This is a genomic window from Paenibacillus sp. 276b (genome assembly GCF_900107875.1).
Taxonomy (GTDB): domain Bacteria; phylum Bacillota; class Bacilli; order Paenibacillales; family Paenibacillaceae; genus Paenibacillus; species Paenibacillus marchantiae.
This window is the reverse complement of sequence record NZ_FNRR01000002.1, coordinates 834,692-850,854: the sequence shown is the minus strand read 5'-3', so window position 1 is coordinate 850,854 and position 16,163 is coordinate 834,692. Positions and strand designations below refer to the sequence as shown.

The following is a 16,163-nucleotide window of genomic DNA, read 5'->3' as shown; positions in this document are numbered from 1 at the left end:
TCGTTAGCTTTCAGTTGTAATGAACCCGTCGTGACAGTACCCATCCCACAACAACCAATACCAGACCGATGACCAGCGTATACAGCCAGGACATGGCTGAGCTCAGGCCGAAGTTCTGGGTTTTAAATGCCGTCTGGTAGATGGCCTCCGTCACCGGGCTGCCTGCAAAGGAATCAATAATCGTATAGATGACATTCGTCAGGATCAATGGACTCACCATCGGAAACGTAATTTTCCAGAAGGATTCATAGGCCGTTGCACCTTCAATTTTGGCCACTTCATACATCGAGCCGGGTACCGATTGCAGCGCAGCGAGGAAGATTAAAATCTGTACCCCAGAGCTGCTGACAATATCGTAAATGCGCATGATGGCTTCAACGATGTAATCGACATATGCCATTGGCAGCCCCACATCATTCAGCATTCGCACGATTGAAACGACGTTGAACGAAGCTCCCCCCTCCGCCGACGTATCCACTGCACTGATGTCTCCCATCAGATTGATCAGACCTGCGGACTCGGCCGCCGCCACCGCACTGGAGGCCAGAATGACCGGCAGGAAGAAGATCGCACGTGCCATCGTTCTGCCCTTGAATTTCTGGTTAAGCAGTGTCGCCGTAAATAAACTGAAGAATAGAATCATCGGCACATTCAGCAGCATCGCTCCGACCGAATCCACCAGAATCCGGTTGAATGTTGCATCGACCAGGATGGCATCTTTGAAATTTTTCAAACCGACAAAATCCAGTACATAGCCTCCTGGGGCAACCGACAGATTGCTCAAACTGAACCGGATCGATTGCAGCAGCGGCGTAGCGAACAAGAAGATGAAACCAATCAACCAGGGCGAAATAAACGCAAGGCCAAGCAGCGCTCTCCGTGATTTCAAGGATAAACGAAGGGTTCTCATCGGTTCACTCCTTCCACTGCATAGTCCGCCCCGCCAACGGTAATTCCATCAATCGTTACCGGATCAGCCGTATAATTCACCAAAATCGTTGCATCGCCACTATATGTGACACGCACCACGCCATCCTGAACTCGTTCATGCTCGGTTATTGGCTGGTTCCGCAAATGACCTAATACCTCATTCGCTTCCTTGTATAAGGCTGCTGCGTCATCTACCCAATAGGCAAAGTCAGTGGCATAAGCCGAATCATAACTGGTCAGCTTCAGCTTGGACGATGGTTCATACGTCCATTGAAACTGCGGAGCTGATCCCAGCTCCAGACTGCGGAGCAGCTGTTTGCGCAGATCCTGATCCCCTGACGTATTCATTGCGGAAGCAGCGTAGTCCATATATCCATGAATGACCATCTCATAAAAAGGAACTTCCTCATCGGTAATGTTGAACCGGCTGGAGCCTGAGGGAGCATTAACAATATGCTGCGTATATCCCCACGCATACGCATTAGCGGATGATAACATCATGTTTGGATATTCCTGCTGCAGCTTGCCCAGTTGCTCCTTCACGATGTTCTTCGCGGTTTCACGGTGGATGACACGACTATCCCGATAATCCGAGCTCAATACCTGCCCGAGATCACGTAGCGATAATGCGCTGAGTTCCAGTCTGTTGATTTTCTCTGCAAACTCGCTCACCACATACGGCAGCTTGGCGGCCGACAACAGATAATAACTGTCTTTGCTCTGATCCATCCGATTGAGGGCAGGACTGTATGGATACAATTCAGCCGTCTCCTTGGTGACAAATCGCGCTGCATCGGAGGAAGGAGCAAAGTTCCAATCGTCGTGATAGATACGCTGGAACGCCACATCAGGGAATAACGCTCCACCGGACTGCTTCAGTTGTTCAGACAGATCATGCAACTCGGAACGACTGCCCACTTCACTGTCCAGCTTGACCTGGGTCGGTGTATGGTGACTGAAACCTCCGCCAAACCATCCCTGATACCGCATCTGCACACGGTTCACACCTTCCTGCTGCAGCTTCGCAGCCATTTCAGCCGCTTGTTCATATGTCGTCATAGCCAATGTGGTCCGATAAGGTACACCCAGGAATGAAGCTTTTTTGTCCACTGCACCTAACACATCCACGTAAAAAGGCAAGGCTGATTCGTCCTCCAGCGGTTTCAGTACGTTCTGCCCCACCAATTGCTGCTGATATAAACGGGCCATCCCGGAATAGCTGGCATCCTTACCATTAAGGAAATGGTATCGCACCTGAATATCCCCGCGGAATGGTTCCTCGCTTAGTAGCTGAATCTCCTGCATCTTTTGCGAGGTATACATCTCCAACTCATCCTCACCCCGCAGGGAGAACGTGCCGTAGACGTGGTTATAGCTATTTTGCCTGCCTCCAATATCCGCAGAGATACTGGCCATGCCATCCCCTTTTTCAATCACGGCAAACCAAGCATGTTCACCGTTCTTCAAACCAAAGACAGGCATATGCACAGATTCACTAACCTGCGGGCGACTGAGTGAATTGTCATTCGGATCTGCACCATACACACGCTGTACGTACTGCTCCTCTTTGACCTTTCCGTTATTCAGATGGATCAGACTACCTGAACCGTCAGGTACAAACATATAACCTTCACCTTTCGTATCGGCGGCACCAAAATAAGCGAGCAGATCGATATTACGAATACGGTATTGACCGCTCTCTTTCACCTGACTTAGCGGCACGGTTACAACCAGCGAACCTTGATCCAGCCGATATTCCACCGGAATGACGAAGCTTGGTTTATCCGATGTGCCCCCGCCTTCGACTCCATTCTCCTCATTGTCAAAAGCAAGATCTTCAGCGGTGTAACCCGCCGTCTCAAAGGCATCCAGCATCTTGTTCAGTACAAGCTGCTTTGATATCTGTCCATCCAACCGTTCCAGCACATCCGGATTGTTCTTGGTTGGATAGTAGCGGGCAGATGTATATCTTGCGACTGTGGCATCCAGTTTCGAAAGGACCTTCTCCTCCAGACGCTGTTTGCTGATCAGTTTGGGCAGAGCATCAATGCCTAGCGAGGTATCCCCAAGCGTGTATGTAACACGAATGCCCTGATCCACATTGGCAGCTGCGAACTGTTTGTTGCTGATGCTGGAGCTAAAGTTCGGAAAGTTCTCCAGTGTACCGATCGCATCCCGAAATGACACGTTCAGCTGGGAGGACAACACTTCCTTTTCATAAGCAGAAGCCAGGCCATCCTGATTACGTTCGTTCGGATTGCTGTACCAGATCTGTCCACTCGCTCCATCACGAACGGCAATTTCCGTCGTCTCCTCGTTGTAATAAAGAGCCAGACCCTGATCCTCGGCGACCAGTTGCATACCCGGCACCCCCTGCGAGGAATCGGTAAGGAATTGCAATGATTCCGTCTCGGTTGGCATAGCCTCTGTTGTTGCTTCAAGATAAGTCGTTGCCTCCACGGCTGGAACTCCCCTGTTATTGATATACAGCAGTCCGGCTGTAAGCAGGATCACAGCAACACCACTGGCCAGCACCGTATATATTCGTTGCCTTTTGTTCACGGATGCCGCCTCCTTTAGGTCCGAAAAATCAACTCGCGGTAGATGTTGTAACCGAATTCATATAACTGCTGCAACATGCTGAACACCAATGCTCCGAGGAACACGATTATGCCCATGACAATTAACGTCAGCAGCATCGTCAGGATCGTTTTGATCACGGTGTACTGGTGTACCGTCATCGTGCCAATGAAGAGCAGCAGCACGAACCAGAAGAACGCGATGCTATTAAATAAATAATAAAAAGCCGTCTCTTCCTGTACCATAAACCGGCTAATGATAATCATCGGGACATAGATCAAAATAATCGGAATAAGCGAGTATCCTGTTGCCAGAAAAATCTCCCTGAACTTTCCTTCACCTTCCATTAGGGTGGTTACCGCCCAGTTGGCTATGCACCAAAGAAAGAACGGTACTGCAACCGTTGCGATCTCCCCTATGCTGTTGATTGTGCGAGGATCGATGTAATTCACAAGAAACCCCGCGTATTGTTTTTGCAAAATCATCATGATAATGGTAAGCACCAGTGCTCCAAAAGCAACGGTCAACCTGCCCCGCTGATCCGACTTGATATCCCAGAATGCATCAATGGGGTGAAAAATGAGATGCAGCGGAAACCTAATGTAATCCTGCTTCACGGTCAATCTGCCTCCTCCGTCTCCATTTAACCGCCACTCGGACCAGGATCAGAATGAAAATCAGTGCGATGGCAAGTGTCAGAAAGGTGCCGAAATGTTCCTTCATCATCTCTCGCCGATATCTTTTGAACGCGACAGAATAACTTTTGCGATCCATACCCAGTTCGAAGTAACCCAGAGCTTCCTCGTTCTTCTTCTCCATCAGCAAGGATTTTCCGATACCGATATAGGCGATATCATAGTTGGCGTTCAGCTTCAGCACTTCTTTCCAGATATGAACAGCCTCCGTATCCTCACCCTGATAATGAAGGGCAACCGCCTGGTTCACGCTGGCTCCAAACCGTGTTGGCTCATAGATAACCAGATTGCTTTTTCCCCGATCCAGCACTAATTGATGATCCCCGGACTGTTCCATGGCGACTGGTGTTTTGAGCGTTCCCACCTGATTACCTTTGCCTCCATATACGTAGAGCAGATGACCTTCATCATCGTAAGTAAACACCCGGTTCTGCGTCGCATCCAGCACACTGTACATACCGTTGCCCAGTACCTTCACATCAATCAGCTTGGACGGGCCCGGGTTATTGCGGAATCTGATATCTCCTTTGACTTCAAAATAACCAAATCTCTTCAGCACATCCTCGCCGGATGGATTGAGACGTTTAATCGGTTCGCTGGAACCCGGGTCGATATTGGTCGCATATACGAACCCTTTGGTGTCGATATCGACATTGGAAAACTCGGTCGGTACAAACAAAACCATCTGCGCCCGCTGGGCTTTGGTTGAGAGCATCCGCCAAATGTATTCGCCGTAGTCGCGTTCCACCTTGTTCGTACCAACGTAACCAATGAACTGGCCGCGCTCGTCAAACTGCATAATTCCTTCGTAAACACCCTGAGCCACCACATACACGCGGCCTACCCGGTCCACAGTCAATTTCAGCGGTTGGAACTGAAAATTGGTCGCGAGGATATCGGACTCCGGCTTCGTAATCGTATGGACCAGCTGACCTTCCGCATCCAGGACAACTACACGGCTGTTCCCCGTATCAGCGATGTATACTCGATCCTCTTCATCCACGAATAATCCACCTGGCGTATTAAAACTCTCCTTGCTGCCGTCCATCATAAATCCTTCGATCACCCGCAGCAGCTTATAATCCGCGTCCAGGACAACAATTCGGCTGTTGCCACTGTCCAAAATATAAATCTGCCCGGAGGGAGAAACGTTTACATCACCGGGGTCTTTGAATTCGCCAATGCCCAGGTCGCTGCCCGAGATGGTTTGCTTGGGCAGATAGGCATCCGGTGAAGGAACGGCCTCTTTCCAGTAGTTGTAGTTATAACTCTCATACGGCGCCGGGGAGGCCGCCGCAGGCACGGCATTCACCAGCAGCAGCGATACTGCCGCCAGGAGAACAAGCCATCTTTTCACTGTGCGTGCCATATCGTTCCCCCTTATTCCTTCATGCCCGAACTCGCCATCGTCTCAATGATGCGGCTCTGGGAGAAAATGAATAGCGTAATGGGCACACTCATCAAAATAAGTGCTACCGCAGCACCTGCCCCGGCCCGGGATATCCCGCCCTGAATGATCTGACCCGCCGCATAGTGCAAGGTCTTGAGCTGTTCACTGTAGATGTACCCATTGCCATCACTGCCCCACAGCATCTGGAACAGCAAAATGATCAATGTGAGCCAGGCTGGCTTTACATTGGGCATGACAATGGACCAGAAAATCCGGTATTCACTGGCACCGTCAATTTTGGCTGCTTCCAGCAACGCATCCGGGATCTGCTCCATGAACTGCTTCATCAGATACAGACCCAATGAATAGGCAAATGCCGGAATAATGACGGCCCAATACGTATCAATCCAACCCAGCCATGACATGATCATATAGTTGGGAATGGCCGTCACGGCAGGTGTGAACATCAGGGAAAGCACAACAACCTGGAACATGAACACTTTGCCCGGAAATTTGTGCTTGGCGAGTGGGTACGCCGCTGCCGAAGCGAGCAGTACATGGCCCACGATGCCAATGCCCGTAATAAATACCGTGTTGAATATATATCGTGAGAACGGAACCCACGAGTCACTCAGCAGATTCAGCAGATCCGTAAAGTTGCTGAACGTTGGATTTTTGACAAATAGTGTGGGTGGAAAAGTAAAAATCTCATCCAGCGGTTTGAACGCATTATTGATCGCATAGATCAGCGGCAGCACCATGAAAGCACCAAATACGAGCAGAAGGGCAAACAGGGAGATGCTTCCTGATAAAGAGCGGTTGACCCTCTTTTTGCCTGTCGCAATTGCAGCCATAGCTATTCTCCCACCCTTCGAAGCAGTTTCTGTACCAGCAGGTTGGTGCCCACCATAATCATGAACAGCACGGTTGCAATCGCCGAGGCGTATCCCATCTCAAACCGCGTTGTACCAAAGTCGATCAAATGGGTCACCACCGTCTCCGCCGCATAGTTCACACTTGGGAACCCCGCCAGCGCAATGGACACATCCGCCACCGCGAATGAGGTCGTAAGTTGAATGACCGCACCGAACATCAATTGCGGGCGCATCGAAGGCAGGGTAATATACCAGAGCTCCTGCCAGCGATTTTTGATTCCATCTACCGCACCTGCTTCATATAACGTCCGGTCTACGGTCTGCAAACCGGCGATAAACGCCAGAAAGCCTGTGCCAAGACTGAGCCACAATTGCACCAGAATGAGGATTGGCATAATATAGGCTTCCGTTTTCAACCACTGGATTGGCTCCAGCAGAAATCCCCATTTGATCAGCAGTCCATTGGCTATACCGTAGCGATCCCCCGAGAAAATCATCAGCCAGATAAAATAGACGTTCCCCGATATGGATGGCGCATAGAAAATCAGCGTCATGAACGCTCTCCATTTGGGTGTTAATTCATTAATGATCCACGCAAATACGAAACAGGCAATATAGCTGATGGGTCCGGTAATAATGGCAAACAGCAACGTATTTTTGATAGCAATCAGAAATACGTCATCCTCCAGAAACAGCCGGGTATAGTTCTGCCAGCCAATAAAACGCGGAAACTCCAACATGTTGAAATAAGTGAAGCTGAGTATGATGGAGATGACCACCGGAATCACAGTGAACATGATGAATAGGATCATATAAGGAGCTAGCAGTACATAGGAATGTTTGCTGGCCTTCATTTCCTTGAGCTTCCAGGACCACCATGATTTCATGCCCATGCCTGGTGTTTTCTCAGGAGGACTGTTTTGTCCGTCTCGGAGTGATATTTGTGACACTGTTAACCCTCCCTCTACTTACGGAAGACCAAATTCATTACGCTTGACTCGAATCTCGTCCTGAATATACTGGGTGTAATCCATGATGGATTCCCTGGCTTCCACTTGGCCAACAACCGTCTTGTAAAATGCATTGAACAGATGGCGTCCGGTAAAATAACCGCCAGGCACCTCGGGAATGCCCTTTACCGTCTCGAATTGTGCTTTCAGATTCGCATAATCCTCAGCAGGCCACGGAAGTGAATCGAGTGCCTTGATGTTGGCTGTCGGATAACGCGCAGCCGCACCCATCAGCCCTTCCATCTCGCGGCCAAACTCAGCCTGAACCGTTGTACTGGTCCACCATTTCATGAACTCCCACGCGGCCTCTTGGTCCTTGGCGCTCTCCAGCATCATGACCGCGCTGCCGCCACCCGGAACGTCCCGATTCAATGTTCCATCCGGCTGCACAGTCCCCGGAACCGGAACAAATCCCCATAATCCACGGATCTCCGGTGCAAATACAGACAACTGGTTATACATCGTGTAATCCGTCAGACCAATCGGCATCTGTCCGGTCCGGAAACGGTTGGCAAAGTCATACTCCCGCTCCAGCTTGTAATCGGTATAAAACTCTGTCCACTTCTTAAAGGTCTCAATACCGATGCGCGAGTCCAGATCCGATTCCTTGCCGTCATTCCGATAGAAGGAGCCTCCGTTCTGCAGCAGCATTGTGGCATACTGCGAGTTAGGCGGGATATTGACCCCCTGAATGTTGGCTTGGGCCACCACCGGCATGCCAAATTCCATATGATTTTTACTCAGAATCGCCAGCAGGCTCTCGACATCATCCCACGTTTGAGGAACTTCAAGCCCCAGCTCTGCAAGCACATCTTTTCGATAAAACAACATATTAAAGGTCTGTGTCTCCGGCAGGGCGTACACGCCTGAATCATAGGCGTACGGTACGATGGCACTGTCTCTAGACTCCTGTTCTACCGTGGTATAGTCACTGAACTGGGTGAGATCCACCGCCGAGTTCCGCATCGCAAAGTTCACCGGCAGATCATTGCCGATCTGCATCGCTACATCAGGTCCTTCACCCGACAAGGTGGCTGGCAACAGCGTACCCATGTTGACCAGCTTCAAATTGACGTTGATGCCGCTCTCCGGTGTGAATGTCTCATCAATCATCGCTTTCATCGTGTTCGCCTGATCACGGCCACTGCCGATCCAGACCGTCACCGTGCGCTGATCCTCTGATGTGGCTACGTTCCCGATCTGGTTATAATCAATGAAGAACGAGTGATAGAATGTCTTCGCTTCATGACCAAGCTTCGCCAGTGGACCCGTACCCGTTCCGGGAATACTGCTGTCTAATGAAGCTACATAGAGAGCATCAATCTCAAGCGGTTGCTCGCGAGCCTGCTGCACCCAAGTCCCCAGTCCGCCCGTATTCGTTTTGTAAGCGGCAAGTCTTCTTGGAATGGTATCCGGCTTGTCGATCATCTCATCCAGCTGTTGGGCCATCGTTTTGATCAACGCTTCCTGATCGCTGGACTGGCCTGACAGAAGACGAAGTTGCCTTGCAACTTCCTTCAGACGTTTGCTTTCTCCGCTAAACACCTCCAGCAGATTTGGGATCTGCTTCTCCACCCGATAATCCCGGAATTCATCCGGCTTGGTGCCTGTAATCATTAGGATTCTCCGGTACATGGAGTTCAGGTTGTACAGGCTGTCCTCCACATTGCGAATAAGTGGTGCGAAGTCGCCCAGGCTGTTCTCCAGCCGAATGACATGTTTGCCTTTATCCAACTGGAACTTGTAAGCATCCTCACCGCCCAGCACATCAATGCGATAGTCGCTTTGGTAACGGAACGGGGCTTTCGTCATCTCCGCAAACGGAATCTCGCCATCGATGGTCAGCTTGCGTGTGGAATAGATGCCTTTGACAAAATTTTGCTGAGCGGTAAAACCAATATGATAAAGTCCACTCTCCGGCACATCCACTTCCCATTCGATCCACTGTCCTGGCAGACGCCAGTTAAAGCCACCAATCGTATTAATACGCACTTGGGAAGCACTGTACGGAGATACGGCTGAACTTGATCTTTCACTGGTTGGATATAACGTAGGTGAAGATTTGGCAACAGCCGCTTCCCCTTCAATTCGGATGAGCACATCCTTAGGCTGACCGGAAGGACCCATCTGCTTGGCCCCCGCGGTTTCCGCATAAGCAACGGCTGGCTTCTCGTTGAATAGTCGTATGGATCGAATTACCATGGGTTCGCGAGAGGATTTCAGCGTTAACGTGTGCTTCCCTATTTCCAGATAGAATTTGAATGGAGCCTGTTCATACCCGTCCGAGTCCTGAAATGTTTCCTCCATCCAGCGGGGCTTCTCCACTTGTTTTGGACGAAGATCATTGCCCTGATTATCCTGTTCAACAGCTTGTTTCTCATTGCCCCATACCCGGTCAAACTGCAAATAGGCGGCTTCCGCAAACGGAAGTTCACCGTCAATGTACAATGCACGCTCAATGGCCGAACTCTTGCCTTCTACGGGAAAATAGACAGCAGAGAGGTTGTACAGCCCGGTTTCCGGTACTTCAACTACCCAGTCGATCTCGCCTGTCTCCCCAGTATGAAGCGATACACCCGGCCTGCCCTCATAATTATTCAGCTTGCGTACCTCTTCACCCTCTGCCCGTATGTAGTCTCCTGCTTCGATGGTCATATCCACATTCGGACGTGAGGCCTCGCCTGCTTGGGACAGATATTGTTCATATCCGTTCTTCTGCCTCGTCTGCTGCAAGATGGCATCCACCTTAATGGCAGGCAAACTGCCAGAAGGCACAACTGCACTCTTTACACCTGCACCGGAAGTAAGCAAAAGTATGACGCAGGCTGCCGCTGCTGCAATGACTATGGGCAGGATCCATTTCTTTCGTTGTAGAATTCCAGCCATCCTACGAGCCCTCCTCATCAAGGCTGATGCCAGCAATGCTTAAATGGTGATACAGGAAAAGAGGTACCCGTGCGTGAGCCCGGACACGAGGTACCCCTGTCTGAATCATGCTGGTATTACTGTTTGCCAAGTTTATCGACTGCCGCTTGTGCCTGCGCTTTATACTTCTCAGCCGTTGCTGTAACGGAAGCATTGTTTTTGATAATGTCGTTTACATAGTCACCGATTGGATAACCCGCGTAGGCGTCATCCAGCAGGATGCGGCCCGTTCCCGCGATATGCTCGCGAATCATAGCGATGTCCTTCTCGTCGGTATAACGGCTTTCCAGGTAATCCTGACCTGGGTACTCTTCAATCTGCGGAATGTCGAAGGTTTCTTCATAGATTTGGTATACCATTTTAGGATCTTCCACACCTTTGGGAATGAATTTTGCTGAGGCAGCGTTGTTGGCGTATGTTACATCCTTGTTGCCCTGAGGACCGTTCGGAATTGGTACGACTCCAGCAGCAAAGGTGATATCGCCCAACTGCCATTCCGCAGCAGTGAACAAAGCCACATCTCCATCCTTGAATGTGTTGCTTTCCTCCCAGTTCGTTTTGTCGCCTGTTTTGACTTTCACAACATTCTCGACGTTATACAGGCGTTTGACGAATTCGGCAGCTTCAATCGTTTTCGGATCGGATAATCCTTCTTTTGAATGTTCGTCGTCTACGATCGTGCCGCCATTGGCTGCAGTAAAGTGACGAAGTACGTCGATGGCCCAGCCAGAGAACCCGTATACGTCAATTTTTCCGTCGTTATCCGTATCTTTGGTCGCCTGTTTCGCCAGTTCCATGAATTTATCCCAATTCCATTCGCCTTTGTTGTATAGCTCCTGAGGATCAGGCAGCGACAACTTCTTGAATAAGTCACGGTTATAGTGAAGTCCCAGACCGATGCTGGTTGGAGATTCAAATGCGTAGTAGTTGCCTGCGATGGCAGGGAATTTCGTGATCAGGTTTGCCTCTTGGTTGATGTTATTCTCAGCTGTGGTGAATTCGGAGATCGGAAGCAGTTGCCCTTTGAGGATGGCGGGTAATGCGGATTTGTACTCCATCTGAACGATGTCTGCGAACGGTTCGCCAGCTAGCGCTGTCGTGGTAAATTTGTTCATGTATTCTTCGAATGGCACGTTTACAAACTCAATTTTCACGTTGTATTTCTTCTCGACTTCAGCGATTTTATCCAGTCTAGCCTTATCCGATGCGGTCTCCCCCGCTGGCTTTAGATCCCACCAGGCCGCAACCTTGATGACACGTCCACCCAAATCAGGTACATCTACGGCCACTTCTTCTGTTCCGCCTTCTTTGTCTGTCTCGACGGTTCCAGTGCTATTGCCCGAATTCGCTGGTGCATCATCAGCCGGCTGAGCCGTCCCCCCACCACTGCAAGCGGATACAAAAAGCATTACGACCAATAACATGAGCGGCAAAACGTTCCATTTTCTAGTCACGATTTTAACAACCTCCCCGAATGTGTATACAAATCATGGTCCGGCATAACTCCCTGACTTTCATTTACCCTAATGAAATTCGACGACCACCACCATTTGTTATTTTATCGTTTGGTTTTGACAAACAAAATTTAACATAGCATAATGTAAGCGTCAACATTTTTATTGTTAACATTTTCTAATTATTCTGATAAAATGCTGTTATATCGCTTTAATACCTTATGATATAGCATATTATCCGAATACCATTCTGAGTACTTCCATATCCAAAACGAAAATCATTTTTGATTATTTTGTTATTTTATAAAATAACAAAAAGATAATAACCCATTCAAAATTCGCCTTTTTCTCCTGCAACACGTCCATTCGCCAAGGTCTATTTTCGTCGGTACATGTATGGAACACTAACATTTTCACTTCTACAGCCGTTATTAGATTAAGAGAAATACATCATGATATACTAGAAACAGCTTTATTGCACAATGTAAGGAATACGGCAGAACTACGAGTGTAAGGATGGTATGATGAAGACGAAGGTAACAATTCAGGAAATTGCACATTTTACAGGTCTGTCGAAATTTGCGGTCTCACGAGCACTGTCCGGAAAATCAGGTGTTAGTGAGCAGACACGGGACGTTATTCTTAAGGCCGCTGGCAAACTTGGATATTTCAAAGATAACAGCATGTTGTCTGGTGATATGTATAGCAGCAATGAACTTCAGGACCCGCAGAACACGCGGTGGAGTGGCACCATTTTGATTTTGTTTCCTAATGTTCGTTATCAGAATCAGGAATCCGTATATTGGGGGCCTGTCTTTAACGGGATATCCTCCAGACTGAACCAGAAAGGCATCAATATTCTTACTCTGACAGAGCCTTCTGCGGATCAACTGTTCACGTTGCTGAATCCGGATGCCATTCGGGGCATTATTACGGTTGGTTCTATCTCCACACCCATTCTGCTTGAAATTAAGCGTCTGGGCATTCCCGTCGTCATGGTGGATCATCTGGACCCCGTCTTTCACAGTGACAGTATTTTCACAGACAACTTTGCTTCCATGCGTGACATTATGCTCTATTTGCTGCGCAAGGGATTCAAACGGTTTCAGTTTGTTGGAAATACCAGTGATGCGCACAGCTTCTATGAACGATGGGTCGCCTATACTTCGGTATTAATGGGGCATGGATTGGAAATGAATCAGATCCCCGAACTAAGCAGCCCGGATGTGGATGATTTTCGCAAGACGTTCACTTCGGTCATTCATGAGGGGAATTTGCCTGAGGTTTTTGTCTGTGCCAATGACTTCTATGCGCTATACACCATCGAGGCTCTGGAAAGTATTGGGATTAGTGTACCCGACCAGTGCGTAGTCACCGGTTTCGATAATGTGTATGATAATATCCCTGTACTCGCCACAGTTAATGTGAACAAGGAATTGCTTGGTGCGCGTGCGGTTGACCAGATGTTATGGCGAATTGTCAACCCGGAGAGCAGTGTGGAGAAAAAGCTGATTCTTGCTGATGTGATGATTCGGGAACAGTACGGAAGACATAGCGGATAAAACGGCAAGGTAACCATAGACAGCAAAACACCCCCATATCCAGTGTTCGGCTGGCTTGGGGGTATTTGAATTTGAATGTCAAATAAAAAATAGTTGATGTTAAAAGTCCATTCTACGTATCTGTCCGGACATCATCCCAATCTTGATCCAGATAACAGATCAGCCAATTGAGCGCACGGTGACGTTCGTAGGCCACTCCGCCATTCAGACCCCCGGGAGGTGTTTGCTCCTTCACACGACTGTCTACACACACCCAGTTGTACCGGTAGATTAGATCCGCTGCATCCAAAATCTCACTTTTGGAGCGAAGCTGTGCCCCGGCTACAAAGGCTTCAACATCGTCACATTGCTGCAAATACCCTACATCTTGTCCTACGTTACAAAGATTTACTGGTGCTCCAAGTTCCTTGACGTAGCCAAGCGCCCATAACATCACATGATAAGCCTCATATCCCCATGAAAAGGAGATAACCTCCTGATGCTCTGCCCCATGCTGCTCCACAAATCTTCTCTCCACAGGTGAAAAGAATGAAGCTGCATCATACTTGTCGATCACTTCCTGGACCAGCGCTGCTGTATCTTCTGCGCTCTCCCCCGCCCCCAGGCATTCACCCTTGAGAGCTGCAATACAGAGGGCTACCGCGCGATCTGCGACTTGTTCTACACTGCGGATCGTTGTATGCTCATCCTCCGCTCTTGCAGGTAAATGAACATTGAATGGGATTCCTTGCTCCGTTAGAAGCTGCTCGGAGCGCTCTTTACGCTGCATTGCAGATTCCGATGGGGGTCTGGCATCATCCAGAAAACTGGTGTGCGCTGTCACTTTGTAATCCTCTACTTCGGATTCTCCGTTGACATCCAACAGCAGCTGACCTTGCGCATTCAGCAAGGAGCCACCTCCCCAGAAGATGACTGCATCCAGGGCATCGGCCAGATGCAATAATTCATTAAAGAATTCTTCGGAAATGTCTTCTTCTGTCTCGATCCCAACAACCATATTCAGTGTAGAGCATTTAATAAGTACCTTTTCCTGCAGCGCAGCATTCTTTCCCTCAATCTGACTTAGAAATCCCAGCATCCCCTGAATCATTGCAGTAAATTCTTCAGGGTAGGTCTGGCTCGTCATGATATTGAAGCCCTTTGTCTTCTTACTAAATAACTTCTTGCGTGTAACTTGAATATGGGTTTTGTCTTCCTTACGCTCAATTGTATCCTGAGGGTATATGGATTGTATCATTTCAAACAACTGATCCAGGTCAAACTGCGAGCTGTATATCGCACAATTTCTCATGAGGTTCACCTTCTTCTTTCTATATAAGTTCAACTAATAAATATTTACACTGGCACTCCGATGACAGAACAACCTTCCGGTCGCTGTTATCCCCAGATTTTGTTGATTCCCTTCTCCAAAGGGAAAAATCCGGGGATAAAGGCGAACACTTCGCTTCTTCAGGTTATTTCTGTCCTCTCCGTTGTTGTGTAAATGTTGAGTTGAACATATCTAACTAGTCCTTATACGGGTCGAATTCGTTGCCCCCGGCCATCGCGACACCTACGGGACGCATGATATGGTTGATTTTCAAGGTATGCGCATGCGCATTCAGCACATCCTGCAGCTTCTTGTACACAAATGGACTTTCATCCGTTCCTGCACCCCGAAGCTCCACACCATAGGCACGAATCGCCGCTTGCATCTGTTCCTCGCTGATCTCCCCACCCATGCGTGTACGCAACTTATAATTCATTTTGCCAGCCGCCTGGGTTCGGCTCATAGTGCGCCCTGCACCATGCACGGTGCTGCGGAAAGACTCGGTATTCTCTTCGCTGTGGATTCCTTCCACGATCACCGAGATATCTCCCATGCTTCCGCCCACAAAACCGAGCTGGCCCGGTGCCAGCGGCGTTGCTCCTTTGCGGACCACCACCACGTCTTCGCCCATATGCTGTTCTTTCCAGGCAAAGTTATGATGGTTATGAACCGAATATTCTGCGCTCGCTCCGAGGATGCCCAGAACCTGCTCAATCACATAATCGCGCCCTGCGTATGCATACCGGCCGGCCAATGTCATCCCGTCCCAATACATATCACCCATTTCACTCTTGAGGTCAAACAGTGTTGGTGGTTGGTCCATCGATTCTCCCGGCGCTTTGCCACTAAACGCACGTCCGGCAGCCAGATTCAGAAAACCACTGGCGACCTTATGCCCAAAGCCACGACTGCCAAAATGGTTTGCAATCCATACTTTACCCGTCGCCTCTTCCACAAAAATATCAACAAAATGATTACCACTGCCCACAGTCCCGAGCTGGTTGCGCGCGAGTGTCTTCAACTTGTGTTGTAGTCCAGGCTCAATGGAATCAAACAGCTTCCAGCTGGCATCGTCGAACAGCTCATGCTCCACAGGATTTGGATTGTTGCGTCCTACACCGAAGGATATGGTCGCATTAATATCATCCATAATCAAAGCAATCTGATCCCGTATATCATCCCACATCAGGTTGGTGCGCACTGCCTTGTTACCGCAGGCAATATCATATCCAACCCCTGACGGACTGATCATGTTCCGGTAGGCAACTACGCCCCCGATGGGCTGTGAATATCCTTTGTGATGGTCTGCCATTAGAGCCACGCCCAGTACATCTCCATACTGCGAGCAAGTCACCGCCTGACTTACCGCATTCTCCAGCGGCTCCCCCCAGACTTTAATGTTATCTACGATACGCATGATCTGGTTAACCTCC

Annotated in this window: 11 protein-coding genes; 1 reads left to right on the top strand and 10 read right to left on the bottom strand. The window is 49.2% G+C overall.

Going from position 1 to position 16,163, the window contains the following annotated elements; translation table 11 throughout:
* Positions 1 to 10: 10 nt before the first annotated feature.
* The 8 genes from BLV50_RS14900 to BLV50_RS14865 form a co-directional block, all read right to left on the bottom strand.
* Positions 11 to 910 (bottom strand): carbohydrate ABC transporter permease, encoded by a 900-nt coding sequence (locus BLV50_RS14900; RefSeq protein WP_064639573.1) that lies wholly within the window; start codon positions 908 to 910, stop codon positions 11 to 13.
* Entirely contained in the window at positions 907 to 3,492 is a 2,586-nt protein-coding gene (locus BLV50_RS14895) for a DUF5696 domain-containing protein (protein ID WP_090808551.1), read from the bottom strand. The genes BLV50_RS14900 and BLV50_RS14895 overlap by 4 nt, the downstream gene beginning before the upstream one ends.
* Before the next feature lie 14 nt (positions 3,493 to 3,506).
* Positions 3,507 to 4,127: a YIP1 family protein gene (locus BLV50_RS14890; protein WP_090808549.1), complete on the bottom strand. Its 621-nt coding sequence runs from the start codon at positions 4,125 to 4,127 to the stop codon at positions 3,507 to 3,509.
* On the bottom strand, positions 4,108 to 5,574 hold the full coding sequence (locus tag BLV50_RS14885; RefSeq protein WP_090808547.1) for an NHL repeat-containing protein: 1,467 nt from the start codon (positions 5,572 to 5,574) through the stop codon (positions 4,108 to 4,110). The genes BLV50_RS14890 and BLV50_RS14885 overlap by 20 nt, the downstream gene beginning before the upstream one ends.
* Positions 5,575 to 5,585: 11 nt before the next feature.
* Positions 5,586 to 6,449 carry a carbohydrate ABC transporter permease gene (locus tag BLV50_RS14880; RefSeq protein WP_064639582.1) on the bottom strand — a complete coding sequence of 288 codons (864 nt, stop codon included), beginning with the start codon at positions 6,447 to 6,449 and terminating at the stop codon, positions 5,586 to 5,588.
* Positions 6,450 to 6,451: 2 nt separating this feature from the next.
* Positions 6,452 to 7,363 (bottom strand): carbohydrate ABC transporter permease, encoded by a 912-nt coding sequence (locus BLV50_RS14875; protein WP_064641001.1) that lies wholly within the window; start codon positions 7,361 to 7,363, stop codon positions 6,452 to 6,454.
* 75 nt (positions 7,364 to 7,438) lie between these two features.
* Positions 7,439 to 10,366, bottom strand: a complete 2,928-nt coding sequence (locus tag BLV50_RS14870; RefSeq protein ID WP_090808545.1) for an extracellular solute-binding protein — start codon at positions 10,364 to 10,366, stop codon at positions 7,439 to 7,441.
* 116 nt (positions 10,367 to 10,482) lie between these two features.
* Positions 10,483 to 11,859 carry an ABC transporter substrate-binding protein gene (locus tag BLV50_RS14865; RefSeq protein ID WP_240321348.1) on the bottom strand — a complete coding sequence of 459 codons (1,377 nt, stop codon included), beginning with the start codon at positions 11,857 to 11,859 and terminating at the stop codon, positions 10,483 to 10,485.
* Between the two features lie 524 nt (positions 11,860 to 12,383).
* Here BLV50_RS14865 and BLV50_RS14860 point away from each other — a divergent pair.
* Positions 12,384 to 13,421 carry a LacI family DNA-binding transcriptional regulator gene (locus BLV50_RS14860; protein ID WP_063564142.1) on the top strand — a complete coding sequence of 346 codons (1,038 nt, stop codon included), beginning with the start codon at positions 12,384 to 12,386 and terminating at the stop codon, positions 13,419 to 13,421.
* Between the two features lie 112 nt (positions 13,422 to 13,533).
* Here the strand turns inward: BLV50_RS14860 and BLV50_RS14855 are convergent, their stop codons facing one another.
* Positions 13,534 to 14,712 (bottom strand): DUF4272 domain-containing protein, encoded by a 1,179-nt coding sequence (locus BLV50_RS14855; RefSeq protein WP_090808543.1) that lies wholly within the window; start codon positions 14,710 to 14,712, stop codon positions 13,534 to 13,536.
* A 214-nt stretch (positions 14,713 to 14,926) separates the two neighbouring features.
* Positions 14,927 to 16,147, bottom strand: a complete 1,221-nt coding sequence (locus BLV50_RS14850) for an RtcB family protein (protein ID WP_090808541.1) — start codon at positions 16,145 to 16,147, stop codon at positions 14,927 to 14,929.
* Positions 16,148 to 16,163 lie beyond the last annotated feature (16 nt).